The 16,638-nt window shown below is 67.7% G+C and carries 13 protein-coding genes; 5 read left to right on the top strand and 8 right to left on the bottom strand.

Translation table 11 applies throughout. From position 1 onward, the window contains the following. Positions 1–18 precede the first annotated feature (18 nt). From A9975_RS00280 to A9975_RS00290, 3 genes are all read left to right on the top strand, one after another. A complete protein-coding gene (locus tag A9975_RS00280; RefSeq protein ID WP_183030872.1) occupies positions 19–900 on the top strand; it encodes a CoA ester lyase in 882 nt (293 codons plus the stop codon). Further along, on the top strand, positions 897–1,751 hold the full coding sequence (locus tag A9975_RS00285) for a MaoC family dehydratase N-terminal domain-containing protein (protein WP_183030873.1): 855 nt from the start codon (positions 897–899) through the stop codon (positions 1,749–1,751). The genes A9975_RS00280 and A9975_RS00285 overlap by 4 nt, the downstream gene beginning before the upstream one ends. A gap of 76 nt (positions 1,752–1,827) precedes the next feature. Next, complete coding sequence (locus A9975_RS00290; RefSeq protein WP_183030874.1) at positions 1,828–2,802, top strand: tripartite tricarboxylate transporter substrate binding protein; 975 nt, start codon at positions 1,828–1,830, stop codon at positions 2,800–2,802. A gap of 101 nt (positions 2,803–2,903) precedes the next feature. Here the strand turns inward: A9975_RS00290 and A9975_RS00295 are convergent, their stop codons facing one another. From A9975_RS00295 to A9975_RS00305, 3 genes are all read right to left on the bottom strand, one after another. Continuing rightward, the gene (locus A9975_RS00295; protein WP_183030875.1) at positions 2,904–3,866 is read right to left on the bottom strand and encodes a tripartite tricarboxylate transporter substrate binding protein; all 963 of its coding nucleotides are present in this window, start codon (positions 3,864–3,866) and stop codon (positions 2,904–2,906) included. A gap of 125 nt (positions 3,867–3,991) precedes the next feature. Next, positions 3,992–5,536 (bottom strand): class I adenylate-forming enzyme family protein, encoded by a 1,545-nt coding sequence (locus tag A9975_RS00300; protein ID WP_183030876.1) that lies wholly within the window; start codon positions 5,534–5,536, stop codon positions 3,992–3,994. Positions 5,537–5,617: 81 nt separating this feature from the next. After that, positions 5,618–6,598, bottom strand: coding sequence for a tripartite tricarboxylate transporter substrate binding protein (locus tag A9975_RS00305; RefSeq protein ID WP_183030877.1), 981 nt, complete (start codon positions 6,596–6,598; stop codon positions 5,618–5,620). 279 nt (positions 6,599–6,877) lie between these two features. Between A9975_RS00305 and A9975_RS00310 the strand changes: the two genes are divergently transcribed. After that, a complete protein-coding gene (locus A9975_RS00310; protein ID WP_183030878.1) occupies positions 6,878–8,086 on the top strand; it encodes an acyl-CoA dehydrogenase family protein in 1,209 nt (402 codons plus the stop codon). A 25-nt stretch (positions 8,087–8,111) separates the two neighbouring features. Then, on the top strand, positions 8,112–9,239 hold the full coding sequence (locus tag A9975_RS00315) for an acyl-CoA dehydrogenase family protein (protein WP_183030879.1): 1,128 nt from the start codon (positions 8,112–8,114) through the stop codon (positions 9,237–9,239). Positions 9,240–9,635: 396 nt separating this feature from the next. Here the strand turns inward: A9975_RS00315 and A9975_RS00320 are convergent, their stop codons facing one another. From A9975_RS00320 to A9975_RS00340, 5 genes are all read right to left on the bottom strand, one after another. Further along, the gene (locus tag A9975_RS00320) at positions 9,636–11,174 is read right to left on the bottom strand and encodes an acetolactate synthase large subunit (protein ID WP_183030941.1); all 1,539 of its coding nucleotides are present in this window, start codon (positions 11,172–11,174) and stop codon (positions 9,636–9,638) included. 119 nt (positions 11,175–11,293) lie between these two features. After that, entirely contained in the window at positions 11,294–12,124 is an 831-nt protein-coding gene (locus tag A9975_RS00325) for a GntR family transcriptional regulator (RefSeq protein ID WP_183030880.1), read from the bottom strand. 223 nt (positions 12,125–12,347) lie between these two features. Next, the gene (locus A9975_RS00330) at positions 12,348–13,400 is read right to left on the bottom strand and encodes a DUF535 family protein (RefSeq protein ID WP_370563566.1); all 1,053 of its coding nucleotides are present in this window, start codon (positions 13,398–13,400) and stop codon (positions 12,348–12,350) included. A 344-nt stretch (positions 13,401–13,744) separates the two neighbouring features. Continuing rightward, positions 13,745–14,974 carry an MFS transporter gene (locus A9975_RS00335; protein ID WP_183030881.1) on the bottom strand — a complete coding sequence of 410 codons (1,230 nt, stop codon included), beginning with the start codon at positions 14,972–14,974 and terminating at the stop codon, positions 13,745–13,747. A gap of 119 nt (positions 14,975–15,093) precedes the next feature. Beyond that, on the bottom strand, positions 15,094–16,575 hold the full coding sequence (locus tag A9975_RS00340) for an SLC13 family permease (RefSeq protein WP_183030882.1): 1,482 nt from the start codon (positions 16,573–16,575) through the stop codon (positions 15,094–15,096). Positions 16,576–16,638 lie beyond the last annotated feature (63 nt).

Raw genomic sequence — 16,638 nt, forward strand, 5'->3', positions numbered from 1 at the left:
TCTACCGAGACTCGCTTCATGTCCGCCGTCACTACCGCCGTCACCACCGCCATGACCTATCTGTTCGTGCCGGGCGACCGGCCCGAACGCTTCGACAAAGCCGCGGCCGCCGCGCCCGATGCGCTGATCCTCGATCTCGAGGACGCCGTGCATCCGGACGCCAAGCCCGCCGCGCGCGCGGCCATTACGGCGTGGCTGCTGGAACGCGGCGCGCAGGCGCAAGCCTATGTGCGCATCAACGACGCCAGCTCGCCGGCCTTTGCCGCCGATATGGCGTGGTTGCGCGCCCTGCCGCCCGGCGCACCGCTGGCCGGCTTGCTGGTGCCCAAGGCAGAAGACCCGGCCGCGCTTGGTGAGATCGCCCAGGCGCTGGCGCAGGTCAACCCGCAGGGCCGCCTGGTGGCGATCATCGAGAGCGCGTGCGGCCTGCACGGCATCGATGCGGTCGCCACCGCGCAAGGCGTGTCGCGGCTGGCCTTTGGCTCGCTGGACTTCGCCGTGGACCTGGCTTGCGCCCATACCCGCGAAGCGTTGCTGATGGCGCGCTCGCGCATTGTGCTGGCTTCGCGCGTGGCCGGCCTGCCGCCGCCCGTGGATGGCGTCACCACCGTGCTCAAGGATGAAGCCGTGCTGGCCGATGATGTGGCGCACGCGCGCGCCCTCGGCTTTGCCGCCAAGCTGTGCATTCATCCGGCCCAGCTTGGCGCGGTGCGAGCGGGTTTCCTGCCCACGGCTGAGCAACTGGACTGGGCGCAGCGCGTGCTGGACGCCACCGCCAGCGGCAGCCACGCCGTGCAGGTCGACGGCAAGATGGTCGACCGCCCCGTCATCGAACAGGCCCGGCGCATGCTCGCGCTGGCCGCGCTAACCGGCACCGAACCCGCGATCACCCAGCCATGACCCAACTCGAATCCCTGCGCACCTGGATCGGCCGCAGTGAAAGCCGCACCGAGACCCTCTCCCCGGAGCCCGTGATCGGCCTCGCGGCCACGCTCGACCTCGACGGCGACGCGCTGGTGCGCGGCGCGCTGCCGCCGCTGTGGCACTGGCTCTACTTCCTGCCGCGCGCCCCGCAGCGCGAGCTCGGCCAAGACGGCCACCCGGCGCTGGGCGGCTTCATGCCGCCGGTGCCGCTGCCGCGCCGCATGTGGGCCGGCGGCGAACTGGATTTCCACAAACCGCTGCGCGTGGGCGATACGGTGACGCGCAGCTCCACGATCCGCAATGTCGAGCACAAGAGCGGGCGCAGCGGAGAGCTATGGTTTGTCACCGTGGAACATGTGCTGACCGTTGAGGGCGAGGTCGCGCTGACCGAGCGCCAGGACCTGGTCTATCGCGCCATGCCGGAACCGGGGCAGCCACTGCCCGCGCGGCCGCGCCTGGCGCACCAGGTGCAATGGCAGCGCCAGTTGCGCGCCGACCCGGTGATGCTGTTCCGTTTCTCCGCGCTCACCTTCAATGGCCACCGCATCCACTACGACCACGACTACGTGCGCGACGTGGAAGGCTACCCCGGCCTGGTCGTGCACGGCCCGCTGCAGGCGATGCTCACCCTGGACCTGCTGGCGCGCGAGATGCCCCGCGCCACGGTGCGCCGTTTCGGTTTCCGCGGGCTGGCGCCGATATTCGATCACGACACGGTGACGGTGGGTGGTGCAGCCGATGCCAGCACGCCAGGCAAGGTCACCTTGTGGACCGGTGACGATGCCGGGGGCCAGGCAATGGACGCATGGGCCGTTGTGGAGCACTGACCCGCGCAAGGACGGCAACAACGATAACAATAACAACATCGGGATCGAGGGGAACAACAACAAGAGGAGTCTTTCGATGCATGCAGTCCGCAATCCATGGCGCGCAGCTAGCGCCGCTATCGTTCTAGGCTGCGCCACGCTGGTCCAGGCGCAGTCCGCTCCCACCTATCCCACCCGCCCGGTGACACTGATCGTGCCCTATGCACCGGGCGGCACCACGGACGTGGTCGTCCGTCAGTTCGCCGTGGCCTTGCAGAAGTCCCTCGGACAGACCGTGGTGGTTGACAACAAGCCGGGCGTGGCCGGCACCATGGGCGCGCTTGCCCTGCGGCAAGCGAAACCCGACGGCTACACGCTGTCGATGATGCCGGTCACCGTGTTTCGTCAGCCCTTCATCCAGAAGACCGCCTATGACCCGGCACGCGACTTCACCTACCTGTCGCGCATCACCGGCTATACCTTTGGCGTCGTGGTGCCGGCCAATTCCCCGTGGAAGAACTGGAGCGATTTCCTGCGCGATGCGCGCGCCAGGCCGGGTACCGTGAGCTACGGCTCGCCGGGCCAGTACAGCTCGCCGCACATCACCATGATCGAGCTGGTGACCAAGGAAAACCTCACCGTCAACCACGTGCCCTTCAAGGGCGATGCCGACTGCCTGAACTCGCTGATGGGCAACCATGTGCAGCTGTGCGCCGCCGGCAGCGCAGCCGGCACGCTGGTCGATGCGGGCAAGTTGCGCTGGCTGAATCTATGGACGGCGCAGCGCTCCCCGCGCTGGCCCGACGCGCCCACGCTGCGCGAACTCGGCTATGACATCGTCTCGAATTCGCCCTATGGCGTGGCCGGGCCAAAGGGCATGGACCCCAAGGTGGTCAACATCTTGCAGGACGCGCTGCGGCGCGCCGCGGAAGATCCGCAGCATCTGGCCGCGCTCAAGCAGCAGGACCAGGACCTGATGTACCTGGACAGTGCCGGCTACACCCGCTTTGCCCAGCAGCAGATCGCGCAGGAGAAGGCGCTGGTGGAGCGGCTGGGCATCAAGCCGGATTGACCCTGCACCCGCATGCAGTACACACGAAAATCCGAATCACCAGAAAGAACCTGAAGCCACGCTCCCCTCTCCCACAAGTTGGTGAGGGGAGCCATCCGGCCTCAATCCACCTGGATATTCGCCGTCTTCACCACCCCAGCCCACAGCTTCAGCTCGCGCTGGATACGATCAGCCAGCGGCTTGGGCCCGGTGATATCGAGGTCATAGCCGCCCTGCGTCATGCGCTGCTTGAAGGCAGGGTCGTCGCCGATCGACTTCTGCGCCTTGACCAGCTTGTCCACCACATCGGCGGGCAGTTTCTGCGGGCCGATCAGCGCGTACCAGCCGGTCAGGTCATAGTTCTTCATGCCGGACTCGATCATGGTCGGCACGGTCGGCAGCGCCGCGTTGCGTGTCTTCGACGTCACGGCCAGCGCGCGCACCTTGCCCCCCTGGATATGGCCGATGGCGGTGCCGGTGATGTCGAACATGAAGGTCACCTTGCCACCGATCACATCGGCCATCGCCGGCGAGTTGCCCTTGTACGGCACGTGCAGCATCTTGACCCCGCCCATCTGCGCGAGCAGCTCGGCGGACAAGTGGTTGGACGCGCCCACGCCGGCCGAGCCGAAGCTGACGCCTTCCGGATGCTTGCGCGCGTAGTCGACCAGCTCGGTGACATCCTTGGCGGGGAAATCCTTGTTGATCAGCAGCACGTTGGTGTAATCGTTGATCAGGCCGATGTAGGTGAAATCCTTGGTGGGATTGAAGTTCACCGACTTCTGGATCAGCGGCGTCATGGTCATGGTGGGGCTGGCCACGAAGTACAGCGTGTAGCCGTCCGGCGTTGCCTTTGCCGTCAGGTCCGCGGCAATGGCGCCGCTGGCGCCGGCGCGGTTGTCCACCACCACCGGCTGCTTGAGCGCGCGGCCCAGGAAGTCGGCGTAGATGCGCGCGGCGGTATCGACCGGGCCGCCCGGGGCGTAGCCCACAATCAGCTTCACCGGGCGCGCCGGATAGCTGTCCGCCATTGCGGTGCCTTGCACCAAGGCCAGCAGCATGCCAGCCATCATCCATCGTTTCATCAGTCTCCTCCTTATTGTGCGTCTTGCCAGTGCCCCGGCGTGCGGGGGCGCTGGCTGCGAGAACGCTTCGGCCCGCGGCGAAGCGCTGGCGGCGGCGAGTTCATCGAACCGGCCGCCGCCGGGGGTCATGCCGCTACGGCTGTGCCGTCCAGCATGGCGCGCAGCGGCTGCTTCAGGAGCTTGCCGCTGGCGGTGGTGGGAATGGTCTCGATCACGCGGATCTGCGCGGGCCGCTTGTACGGCGCCAGGCTGTCCCGCAGGTAGGCCTCCAGGGCGGCGGTGTCCAGCTGCGCGCCCGGCTGCGTTTCGATAAAGGCCACGACTTCTTCGTTGCCATCGGTGGCTGCGCGCCCGACCACGGCGGACTGGCGCACGCCGGGGAAGGCGTTGATGACGGATTCCACCTCGATCGGGTAGACGTTGAAACCGGAGCGGATGATCAGGTCCTTGGAGCGGCCCACGATAAACAGTGCGCCGTCTTCACCGAGAAAGCCGAGATCGCCCGTGTTGAGCCAGCCGCCCGGCAGCAGCGCCTCGGCGGTCTGCTCCGCGTTGCGGAAATAGCCGCGCATCACGCCGGGACCGCGCACGCGGATCTGGCCGCGTTCGCCCGCGGGCATCGGCTCGCCCTGTTCGCTGGTGATGTTGATCTCCACGCCTTCGACGATGTAGCCGGCGGAGCAATCGGCGCGCGGCGCATCCATGCGGGTGATGAACAGCGAACCAGCGTATTCGGTGATGCCGTAGCCGTGATGCAGTGGCTGGCCGAACCATGCCTCGGTGTCGCGCTTGAGGGTCGGGTCCAGCGGCGCGCCACCGGTATAGAGATAACGCAGGCGGGGAAACGCAGCCGCGCCGCTCTCCAGCGACGACGCCCGCGCCACCGCCATGATGCGCGTGAACATGGTGGGCACGCCTTGCAGCATGGTGACACCGGGGGACTCCAGCGCGGCGAAGACGTCCGCCGCATCGAAGCGCGGCCGCATCACCAGGCTGGCGCCCGCGTACAGCGTGGCCATCAGCACGGTGGCGATGCCAAAGATATGCGACAGCGGCAGCGCGCCGTAGGCGATGTCGCTGGGACCGAGATGGCGCGAAGTGGCCGAGATCCGCGCGAAGATGGTCAGGCCGGCGTGTGGCACCATCACGCCCTTGGGCGCGCCGGTGGTGCCGGAAGTGTAGATCAGCGTGGCCACGTCCCGCGCCTGGGCAGCGCTCACGCGCGGCGGCGCCTCCGAGGCACGCAGGCTGGCGAGGCCAGGATCGAGCGCCACGCAATCGGTGGGCTGTGCGCCGAGCCGCCTGGCATGCGCCGCGGCTACGTCAGAGACATGGCTGGTGAAGAACGTCAAAAGCGGCTCCGCATGCGCGCGGATGCCATCGATCTCGCGCGGCGAGAGCCGCGCATTGACCTGGATCGGCCACGCGTGCAGCGCACTGCAGGCGAACAGCATCACCACCATCTCGGCGCAGTTCTCGCCCACCACCATCACGCGGTCGCCCTGCCCCACGCCCTGCGCGGCAAGCCAGTCGCGAGTGGCGGTGATGCGCTGCCACAGCGTGCCGTAGCTAAGCACCCCGCTGGCCTCATGCAGGCAAGGCGCCTGGGGCGATTGCTCGGCCCAGTGCCGGGGGATGTCGTGGATGAACTCGGGGCGGAAAGAGGACATGATGCAAGCGATGATTAGGTTGGAACCGGACTGCCTGTTGCAACGGCTGGGAATGGCTGGGAGTCGCTGGGAATGGCGAACTCACTGATCCAGATGGATGTTCGCTGACTTGATCAGGCCGTCCCACTTCTGGTACTGGGTGCGCATATAGGTGCCGAACTGCGCCGGCGTCGAAGGAAAGGGCACCGTGCCCTGGCTTGCCAGCCGCGCCGCCAGCTCGGGCTGCGCGAGCGATGCCACGATCTCGGCGTTGAGGCGATCGACAATGGCGGCTGGGGTATTGGCCGGCGCCACTACGCCAAACCACGCGGTGAGTTCATAGCCAGGCACACCGGCAGCGGCCAGCGTCGGCACGCCGGGCAACTGCTCGGACGGCTTGGCAGTGGTCACCGCCAGCGCGCGCACGCGGCCATCCCGCACGTACGGCAAAGCGGTGGAGATGCTGTCGAACATCATGGTCAGGCGCCCGCCGATCAGGTCCGTCATGGCCGGGGCGCTGCCCTTGTATGGCACGTGGTCGATGCGTACGCCCGCCATGTGGGTGAAGAGCTCGCCGGCCAGGTGCGACGACGAGCCGTTGCCAAAGGAGCCGTAGGTCAGCTTGCCGGGCTCGCGCCGCGCAAGCGCCAGCAGCTCGGCCACGTTACGGGCCGGAACGGAGGGATGGACCACCAGCACATTGGGCAGGTAGGCCACGGAGGCCACCGGCGCGAAATCCTTGAGCGGGTCGTAGCCCGGCTTGTCGTACAGGCTCTTGTTGACGGCCAGCGAGCCGAAGGTGCCGAACAGCAAGGTATAGCCATCGGCCGGCGCGCGCGCCACCGCCACGGCGGCGATGTTGCCGCCCGCGCCGGGCCGGTTCTCGATCACTACCGACTGGCCGAGCCGCACGGAAAGTGCGTGGCTGATTTCACGCGCGAGCAGGTCGGTAGCGCCGCCCGGCGGGAAGGGCACCACCAGCCGCACGGGCTTGTCCGGATAAGCGGCGAATGCGCTCGCCGTGGCCGCCAGCCAGCCGCATAGGGCAAGCCATCGGGTGCAACGTATGGTCCAGCGGTGCATCGCCTGTCTCCTCGGCGTGAATTGTTTTTGTGCTGCGACGGCACTGCGCCAGTGTGCGGCAGGCGCCAGCCGCATGCCATTTGGATTTGGCTAAGGCCGTGTTCTGCTTGGCACGTGCGCTTGCAGGTGGCTGGCTGGTGCCGCCCATCGGTTCGCAAGCGCGGAAGGACGGCTTTGCCATTGCGGAAGAACCGAATGCCCTGCCACCCATAAAATCCCGGCAACGACTCAAGACGGCGGCCGGTGGCGGCCCGCCTTCCCAACCGAGGGGACAAACAGATGGACCTGCGTTTCAGCGCGGCGGAACAAGCGTTCCGCGAAGAAGTTCGGAGTTTCGTGCAGGCCAGCCTGCCCGCGGATATCCGCGACAAGGTGCTGGCTCACCGGCGCGTCGAGAAGGATGACTATGTGCGCTGGCACCGTATCCTGCACGCGCGCGGCTGGGGTGCGCCGACCTGGCCCAAGGAATGGGGCGGCACAGGCTGGAACGCGCTGCAGCGCCTGATTTTCGAGATCGAGGCATTCCGTGCGGGCGCGCCGCGCCTGCTGCCCTTCGGCCTGACCATGATCGGCCCGGTGCTGATGAAGTACGCCAGCCAGGAGCACAAGGAACGCTTCCTGCCGCGCATCCCCACGGTGGAGGATTTCTGGTGCCAGGGCTACTCCGAGCCCGGCTCGGGCTCCGACCTGGCCTCGCTCAAGACGCGCGCCGTGCGCCAGGGTGACCGCTATATCGTCAACGGCCAGAAGACCTGGACGACGATGGCGCACTTCGCCGACTGGATCTTCTGCCTGGTGCGCACCGACAGCGAGTCCAAGCCGCAGGAAGGCATCTCGATGCTGCTGATCGACATGAAGACGCCCGGCGTGACCGTGCGCCCCATCGTCACGCTGGACGGCGGGCACGACGTCAACGAAGTGTGGTTCGAGGATGTGGAAGTGCCGGCGGGCAACTTGCTGGGGGAAGAAAACCGCGGCTGGACCTATGCCAAGTACCTGCTCGGCCACGAGCGCACCGGCATTGCCGGCATCGGCCACTGCAACCGCGAGCTGCGCCAGCTCAAGCACTACGCCGCGCAAGCCACCGACGGCGCAGGCCGCCCGCTGATCGACGACGTGCGCATGCGCGACAAGATCGCGCGCATCGAGATGGACATCATGGCGCTGGAAATGCTGCTGCTGCGCGTAGCCACGCAAGACGCCGGCCGCGGCCCCGGCCCGGAAGCCTCCATCGTCAAGATCCGTGGCTCCGAGATCCAGCAGGACCTCGCCATGCTGCAGATGGAAGTGGCCGGCCCCAATGCCTGGCCATACTCCCCGCGCTGGCTCGAAGCCGGCGAAACGCCGCCCGCCGACGCACCGCCGCACGCCCCGGCCTGGGCCGCGCCCGCCGCGTCCACATACTTCGACATGCGCAAGACATCGATCTACGGCGGCACTACCGAAGTACAGAAGAACATCATCTCCAAGATGATCCTCGGTTTCTGAGAGCACAGACGGAACAAGCACAGTCATGGACTTCAACTACAGCGAAGAACAACAGATGCTGGCGGACAGCCTGCGCCGCTTCATCGATACCGAATACACCTTCGATAAGCGCCGCAAGAGCGCCCGCGGCGGCGGCAGCCTCAACCGCGCCACCTGGGCACAGCTAGCCGAAATGGGCGTGCTCGGCCTGACCGTGCCCGGCGAATACGGCGGCTTCGGCGAAAGCGCCGCCAGCCAGCTGGTGGTGCAGCGCGAACTGGGCCGTGGCCTGGTGCTGGAACCGGTCACGCCCACCGCGGTGATGGCCACCGCCGTGCTCAGCGCCTACGGCAGCGCCGCCCAGAAAAACGATTGGCTGCCCGCCATCGCCGCCGGCGAACGGGTGGTCACCCTCGCCTACCTGGAACCCACCACGCGCTACCGCCCCGAGACCGCGCGCGCCAGCGCCGAGCGCAAGGGCGACGGCTACGTCCTTAACGGCAACAAGAGCCTGGCCTGGCACGGCGAAGCCGCCGACGCCTTCCTGCTCACCGCACGCGTCTGCGGCAGCAACGAGCTGGCCCTGTTCCTGGTACCCGGCAACGCCGCCGGCCTCACCGTGCGCGGCTATCCCACCATGGACAGCCTGCGCGCCGCCGACCTCGCCCTGCAGAACGTCACCGTGGACGCCAGCGCCATGATCGGTAACGCAGCCGACGGCCTCCCCGCCCTGCTCCACGGCATCGACCACGGCATTGCCGCGCTATGCGCCGAAGCCGCCGGCGCCATGGAAAAACTGATCGAGATCACCGCCGAGTACCTGCGCACGCGGCAGCAGTTCGGCAAGCCGCTAGCCGTGTTCCAGGCGCTGCAGCACCGCATGGCCGACATGCTCGTACAAAAGGAACTAGCGTTGTCGATGGCCTACGTGGCAGCCCAGGCGCTGGACGAAGCCGATCCCGCCCAACGCCGCCGCATGCTCAGCGCCGCCAAGGTCACGGTCGCCAAGGCCGGCCGCCTCGTCGGCCAGCAAGCCGTGCAACTGCACGGCGGCATGGGAATGACAGACGAACTGGAGGTTGGGGACTATTTCAAGCGGCTGACGATGATCGACCCGTTGCTGGGCGACAGCGATTTCCATGTGCAGCGGTATGGCGAGGTGATGGCAGCGTAAAGCCCGGCCCGGGCCTATGCGCGCAGCGCGATTCAGCGAGCGCCCGCCCTCTCCCACACGCGATACGAAGCGAGCCGTGAAGGTTTAACCCCCCCGTTATGCGGCGCCTCGTCGTCGGGCGAAAAGAGCGGAAAAGAGGGACCCATGTCTGAGCATCGCCCTAAGGCGATGTGAGTTTGGGTCCCGGCCGCTCTTTTCGCCCGACGACGAGGAGTCTTTCGCCGCATCCGGGTCGCCTTCTTTGCCTACTTTCTTGGCGAGCGAGACAAGAAAGTAGGTCGCCGCCCCGCAGGGGTGGTGAAACTGCCTTTGACCTTAAGCTTTTGACGTTGAAGTTAGGCAGTTGCAGTTGCAGTTGCAGTTGCAGTTGCATCTGCCCTTCGACCCCCACCTACCTCAAATCACCAACTCAATAACAAACGGCCCCCGCCGACCATTAGCCATACCAAACAACTCAGCAAACCGCTCCATATCCTCAGCCCGCGCAGCCTCCACCCCCATCCCATTAGCCAACTGCACCCAGTTCAGATCCGGATTGCCGATATCCAGCATATCCAGCGCAGTCTTGCCCGGATTGGCCCCGACCCCAGCCAGCTCACCCAGCAAAATCGCGTACTTGCGGTTAGCCAGAATCACCACGGTAACGTCAAGCTTCTCGCGCGCCATCGTCCACAGCGATTGCAGCGTGTACATCCCCGAGCCATCGGCCTGCAACGCAACCACCCGGCGCCCCGGCGCAGCGACCGCGGCGCCAGTCGCCAGCGGCAGCCCATCGCCAATAGCACCGCCAGTCAGTTGCAGCCAGTCATGCGGCGCGGCATGCACGGTCCCCGGATAAAACGCACGCCCAAAGCTCACGCTCTCTTCCACCACGATGGCCTGCTCCGGCAGCAGCGCCGTCAGCGTTTGCGCGACCGCCTCGGAGGTCACCGCACCCTTGGCGATCCCACGCGGCGCAACCGAAGCCGGCACCGGCACCGAGGGGGCGCCAAGCTCGTCGGCAAGACGCGCCAGGGCTTCGGCCAGATCCTGTTCCGGGCGCGCCAGCACATGGATCTCAGCGTCTTCCGGATACGGGCGCGGCGACTTGCCCGGGTAGGCGAAGAACGTCACCGGCGGCGGCGCGCCGACCAGGATGACATTGCGGATGCCCGCCAGCTTGTCACGCGCCACGTCGCCGGAATAGGGCACCCGATCCACGTTGAAACGGCCGCGCCCGCGCGACACGCGGGCGTTGGACATCGGCGTGATCAGGCGCGCACCGGTGGCGGCGGCGATGCGGTGCGCATCGGCCAGCGGCGCCTCGCGCAGCGCGGTGCCGGCCAGCACGATCAGCGTGGGCTGGCCCGAGCGCAGCAGGCGTGCAGCTTGCTGGACAGCGTCGGGCGAGACCTTGGGCACCGGCAGCGGCGCCAGCGGCGCGCCTACCTTGCCGCCGGCATCCCAGCAGACATCCGAGGGCAGGATCAGGCTGGCGACCCCGCCGGGGGCGGCGCACGCGGCCTGCACGGCCGTGGCGGCATCGGCGCCAACCGATGCGGCATCCGTGGCGGTGCGGGTCCAGACCGAGACGGGGCGCGCCCAGCCTTCGGTATCGGCCGTCAGCGGTGCGTCGAACGGACGGTGGTAGGTGGCCTGGTCGCCCACGATGTTGATCACCGGCGTCTGCGCGCGGCGCGCGTTATGCAGGTTGGCCAGGCCATTGGCCAGGCCCGGGCCGCAGTGCAGCAGCGTGGCGGCCGGCTTGTCGGCCATACGCGCGTAGCCATCGGCCGCGCCGGTCACCACACCCTCGAACAGGCCGAGCACGCAACGCATGCCGGGAATGCGGTCGAGCGCGGCCACGAAGTGCATTTCGCTGGTGCCGGGGTTGGCAAAGCAGGTGTCCACGCCGCAAGCCAGCAGCGTCTTGACCAGGCTCTCGGCGCCGTTCATCTCGCTCTGCCCGTTGTTGCCCTGGGTTGCATGGCTACCTTGGTTGCGGTCGGTATTCGGCATCTCGTTCATTTCCAGTTGGCGGATTGGGGAATGGGGAATGGATTGGTGGACAAGCGTCAGGACTGCGCCCCTGGCGTGGCAGCCGGGCGCGGTGGGGCATAAACGGGGGCGGCGCCCGCGCCGGTCGCGAGCAGGTCGAAATCCAGGCAGACGAACTCGCTCGGGAATTCGATGCGCGCGTAGTAGACGATCACGCCGTCTACGCACGCATAGCGCCGCAGCTCGGCCACCGGCGCGCCAACGGGCAAGGCCAGCCTGGCGGCCGATTCCGCGCCCGCCGCAATGATCGACAGGCGCTGCCTGGCGGCGGTGACCTTCAGCTGGGGGAAACGGTCGAGCACCGGCACCGAGGCGCCGTGGCGGAACGCTTCCGGCTCCCGGGCAAACACGCTGGCCTCGATAAAGACCTCACCCAGCGCGAACGGGCGCTGCTCGATCCGGTGCAGGCGGCGCAGGAAGTGATAGCCCGGCGCGCGCGCGGCGGCGCAGGGCATGCCCAGTTCGTCCGGCAGGGTGACGGTGCCGTCGGACTCGGACAGCGCCTCGGTGTCGAGCTGCTCGCCGACGGCCACCACCTGGTCCCAGCTCACCGGCAGCCTCATGGCGCGGCGCTCGCGGCAGCTTGCCTTGACGAACGTCCCGCGCCCGCGCTCGCGGGTCAGCAGGCCTTCTTCGTCAAGCAGGGAAAGCGCGTGATGCATGGTCATGCGCGCCACGCCGAACTCGCGGCAAAGCTGCTCGAGCGACGGAATGCGCTCGCCTTGGCGCCATTCGCCACTCTCGATATGGCGGCGGAAGATCGTGGCGAGCTGGAGGTAGACCGGCTGGCGGCTGCGGGACAAGAGGTCGCTGGAGGCAGGCAAGGCGGTGAAAGCTGGATTCGGCATCAATGGCGGGAGCAACGCAGCGACTGCGAAAGCCAGGGGCGCCAGCGTGTTATCGCCGGCTGGAAGTGGCTTACGGAAGTGGCCTGCGGAAATGACTTACTTTAATAAGGTCTACAAACCTAGACTACTAGGGTTTACTGCAGCCCCGTCACTGGCGCAAAAAAAACGCAGGCCGAAGCCCGCGCTTTTCTGTGCGTCCATCGCGGCTTGTCGCCGCGCCGCCTCAGGCTGCAAGCGGCTCCGCGCTGCCCGGCGCAATGACCTGCGTCAGGGTGGGCGCCGGGGTGGTTGCCTGCGGCACGGCGGGCGCCGCGAACCAGCCATGCACGGCCGCGTGGATGGCCTCTACCTGGGCCAGCTTGCGCCGGTACGCGGAGCGCTTCTTGGACGGCAGCGCCATCACATCGCGGCGCGGCTGGTTGACCGGCACCTCGACATTGCCGCAAGGCATTGGCTGGCCCGCGGACTCCATCCAGAAGCCCTCGTAATCGCAGCGGATCTCGCGCGGGGTATGGCGTTGGCGGCCCACGTGATTCTTCTTGCTGACGCCCACGATGCGCTGCACCCCGAGCGCGGCGGCAAAGCCGAGCAGCGCTTCCATGACCGCGTCCTTGGGCCGCAGGCCTTCGCATGCCTTGGTGGACTCGCGGATCAGGTCGCGGCTGCTCTCGCCCATGGGGCCTTGCAGGCCCCCGACGAAGATCTCCGTGCCGTCCTTGCGCTGCGCCAGGTAGAAGCTGAGCTGGCTCAGGCACACGCCACTGGCCGTATCCAGCCAGTAAAAGGCCAGTTCGCCTTCCTTGGGGTTCGGCCCGGAATCCGCCAGGCGCAGCCTGTAGCGGCCGTCGCCCATCGCCCATTCGAGCCCGCCACCCACATAGACGCGCTCACTCAGCGCCAGCGGCACCAGCGTGCTCATCGCACGGTAGTGATCCAGCACCGTGCGCATGCGCTCGCGAAAGCTCAGCCCAAATGCGCCAAGCGGGCGATACGGGCGCTCGAGCAGAGAAGGCTTGGCCATGGCCACGCGCCGCATCAGCGCGCAGGAGTCGACCGCCTGCAACCAGCTGCGCACCGCGGCAAAGCGGAATGCGGACCGGCAGATCAGCTTGAAACGCCTGAGAACCCACTTCTTGCCGCCCGGCGGGTGGCAAAACGCCGACAACGCAGTGAGCGCCGCCAGATAGCGAAAATAGAAAAAAGGCCCGAGATCGTAAAAAAATCCCTTGGCATTCAGCCCCGACAGCCATTGAAGGCTCGAGATTGGTCCTTGCACCACTTGACGCTCCCCTGTTCCCAATGCAGCAAGCCGGTACCCGGTCTTATGTTGCTGCGCTAACGATTCAAAACCGCCGCGCCCGCCATGGCAGTGGCGGGGTAGACGGCCAGGCGTAGCCTGAATCACGGCGCGCGGCTGGCAGCGTGGGGGGCCACCGGGCCAAGTGTTTCCGCCCCGTAATATTTCGTAACGAATAGTAATACGTCCGGTTGACAGGAAATACAGTCATTTCCCCTGGGACGCAAAAAAAAGCATGGGCGGGAGCACAGGAGCTTCAATAGTTCAGGTCGCGGCCTGGATAAGGGGCGCTGGACACGCGCCCTGGCCCCGGCGATGCGGGATCAGCGCGGCGGCGCGCCTGCGAGCCGTGGCTCCGTCGCGAAGTACAGGCCCGCCATGGCCGGCAGGCCAAAGCCGATCCAGCTGGTGAGCGTCCAGCCGCCGTGGGCAAAGGCCCACGCGCCCACGGCCGAGGCCACGGCGCCGCCGGTGAAGAAGATCGCCATGAACAGTCCGTTCAGGCGGCTGCGATAGGCGGCGCCCAGCGCAAAGATGGCGCGCTGGCCCACGACCAGGCTGGCCGCCACGCCAAAATCCAGCACGATGGCGGCAATCGTCAGCGCCGCCAGGGCTACGGGCGAGCCGGGCGTGCCGGCCTGGCCCAGCACAAAGGCGCCGGCCGCGAGCAACATGGCGAGCATGGTCATGCCCCGGCCACGGCCGCGATCGGCCTGGCGCCCTGCGATGGGCGCGGCCACCGCTCCCGCCACGCCAGCCAGGGCGAACAGGGCGATGCCCTTCTGGCTCAGGCCGAACTCGGGGCCGGCGAGCCACAGGGGCACGGCGGTCCAGAACAGGCTGAACGCCCCAAACATGCATGCCTGGTAGGCCGCACGCCGGCGCAGCACGGGCTGCGAGCACAGCAACTGCCACATGGACACCAGCAGCGCGCCATAGCGCACCGCGGGCGCCGGGCGGCGATCCGGGAGCAGCCGCATGAGCACCGCGGCGAGCAAGGCCATGCCCACGGCCGAGCCCGCGAAAATGACATGCCAGCCCCACAGGTCGGTGACCAGGCTGGCGGCCGGGCGGGCCAGCATGATGCCCAGCATCAGGCCGCTCATGACATTGCCGACGACACGGCCACGCGCATGCTCAGGCGCCAGGTGCGCGGCAAACGGCACCAGGACCTGCGCCGCCACGGAGCTCAGCCCGATGCAGACGGCCGACAGCAGGAACACACCGGCATGGCCGGCCAGCGCCGCGCCAGCCAGTGCGAAGGCGCTCGCGGCCAGCAGGCTGCAGATCAGCCGGCGGTTCTCGATGATGTCGCCCAGCGGCACGATCAGCAGCAGGCCCGCGCCATAACCGGCCTGGATCAGGGTCACGATCAGGCCCGCCGCCTGCGGCGACAGCCCCAGCGCGTGACCGATCGGGCCGATCAACGGCTGCGCGTAATACAGGTTGGCCACGATCAGGCCGCAGGCGGTGGCCAGCAGCAGGGTCATCCAGCTTGCGCCGCCCACGGGGCTGGCTTGCGCTTGCGGCGCGCAGTGCGCTCTTGTCGTCATGATTGCCTTCTACAGTGGAGCCCGGCTTACCCGCATGCCAGCCCACCCGGGGCTGGGGTTAACCAGAGGTCGAAGGCCGAGATCATGCCTCAGTTAGCGCAAGCTTGCTGGCGGCGCGCTCAAGGCAGGTAGCCCAGCAGGCGCCACCAGAAGTAATCCAGCGGCAGCAGCACCAGCAAGGTCAGCGCGGCCAGCGCCAGGCACATGCGCGTTCCGTCGCGCAGCCCCACGCCACCGAGCTGCATGGCGATCACGATGGGTGGCGACTGGTAAGGGAAGAACACCGTGGAGAACACGGGAACCTGCAGCATCAGCACGGCTTCGAGCGACAAACCCGTGGCCTGCGCCAGCTGTTTGGCCAGCGGTGTCAGCACGGCCGGCAATCCGGGCAGCGTCGTCATGAGCCCCAGGCTCGCCCCGACCGCGCCAAGCGCGGCCACATTGGCGGCGGTATGCCCCGGCGAAAGGGGCAGCCAGCGCAGCAGTGCCGTGCTGATAGCGGTCCCCAGCCCCGTGGATTCCACCACGGCGCCCAGGCCGAGAAAGCCGGCCACATAGATCAGGGGCGTGAGGTGCACCTGCTCGGCCAGCGTGCGCGAGGAAACCAGGCCCACGCCCGGCAACAGGCAGACGATGCATGCCGCCAGCGAGATCCAGGCCGGCGAGACGCCATGCAGCGTGTCGGTGGCAAACCCGGCCACGGCCAGCACCAGGATCACCGCCAGCAGCTTTTCCTGCCGGCTCGGCGCGCTCGCTTGCTCGCGCGGGAGTGCCGCGATCGGCCCGCGCTCGGGGAACAGCCGGCAGACCAGCCAGACCAGCATCACGGTCTTGAGCAAGCCGAGGATGGGGAAATGCAGCAGGAGATAACTGCCATAGCTCAGGTTGACGCCGTACAGGGAGCTGGCCGCGCCGAGCAACACGCTGTTGGGGATGTTGGCCGGCAGGATGGTGGTGGGCGGCATATAGCTGGCGGCTGCCACGGTCAGCACCATGCCGATGCGGCCGTTGGACCCCGGTGCAAAGCCAAGCCGGTCGGCCAGCGCCAGCACGATCGGCATCAGCAGCAGCACGCGCCCGGTGGTCGATGGCATCAGGAATGCCAGCCCCACGGCGCTCACCGCCACGGTGCCGATCACCTGGCGATAGCTGCCCACCCGGCCCCGGAAGATGATGGCCGCCAGGCGCTGCGCCAGCCCGGTCTGGCGCAAGGCCACACCGGTTACCGCGCCGCCGAACATGAGCCACCACGCGGTGGAAGCAAAGCCCGAGAACACCACGGGGGCCGGCGCCACGTGCAGCACGACAGCGCACAGGAAGAACAGCAACGTCGTAGCCGGCTCGGGCAGCACGCCCAGCGCCCAGCAGCACACGGTGGACGCCACCAGCGCCGCCGCCAGCACCAGGCCACCGGGCGCGCCGGTGGCGCGGCCCACCAGCCATACCGCCGCTACGCACAGGGCGATGACGATGGCGGCGCGCGCGCTGTCCGACAGCTTGCCCGCGGGCGCGGGGCCTGCGGCGGGTGGCGCCTTGGAAGCGGCGGGATTGCCGGGAAGGCTGGCCTGGGGCGGCAAGCCGGGCTGACTGGTATTGCTCATGTGAGGGAGCTCCGTGGTGCCATGCGATGTGCGCCATCGTAGGACGCGCCAATCTGGCCGGGT

Origin of the sequence: Cupriavidus sp. UME77 (genome assembly GCF_014170355.1) — a bacterium.
GTDB classification, from domain to species: domain Bacteria; phylum Pseudomonadota; class Gammaproteobacteria; order Burkholderiales; family Burkholderiaceae; genus Cupriavidus; species Cupriavidus basilensis.

Coding starts and splice junctions, on each gene's coding strand:
- A9975_RS00280 (WP_183030872.1), top strand. CDS start 19: ATGTCCGCCGTCACTACCGCCGTCACCACCGCCATGACCTATCTGTTC.
- A9975_RS00285 (WP_183030873.1), top strand. CDS start 897: ATGACCCAACTCGAATCCCTGCGCACCTGGATCGGCCGCAGTGAAAGC.
- A9975_RS00290 (WP_183030874.1), top strand. CDS start 1,828: ATGCATGCAGTCCGCAATCCATGGCGCGCAGCTAGCGCCGCTATCGTT.
- A9975_RS00295 (WP_183030875.1), bottom strand. CDS start 3,866: ATGAAACGATGGATGATGGCTGGCATGCTGCTGGCCTTGGTGCAAGGC.
- A9975_RS00300 (WP_183030876.1), bottom strand. CDS start 5,536: ATGTCCTCTTTCCGCCCCGAGTTCATCCACGACATCCCCCGGCACTGG.
- A9975_RS00305 (WP_183030877.1), bottom strand. CDS start 6,598: ATGCACCGCTGGACCATACGTTGCACCCGATGGCTTGCCCTATGCGGC.
- A9975_RS00310 (WP_183030878.1), top strand. CDS start 6,878: ATGGACCTGCGTTTCAGCGCGGCGGAACAAGCGTTCCGCGAAGAAGTT.
- A9975_RS00315 (WP_183030879.1), top strand. CDS start 8,112: ATGGACTTCAACTACAGCGAAGAACAACAGATGCTGGCGGACAGCCTG.
- A9975_RS00320 (WP_183030941.1), bottom strand. CDS start 11,174: ATGAACGGCGCCGAGAGCCTGGTCAAGACGCTGCTGGCTTGCGGCGTG.
- A9975_RS00325 (WP_183030880.1), bottom strand. CDS start 12,124: ATGCCGAATCCAGCTTTCACCGCCTTGCCTGCCTCCAGCGACCTCTTG.
- A9975_RS00335 (WP_183030881.1), bottom strand. CDS start 14,974: ATGACGACAAGAGCGCACTGCGCGCCGCAAGCGCAAGCCAGCCCCGTG.
- A9975_RS00340 (WP_183030882.1), bottom strand. CDS start 16,575: ATGAGCAATACCAGTCAGCCCGGCTTGCCGCCCCAGGCCAGCCTTCCC.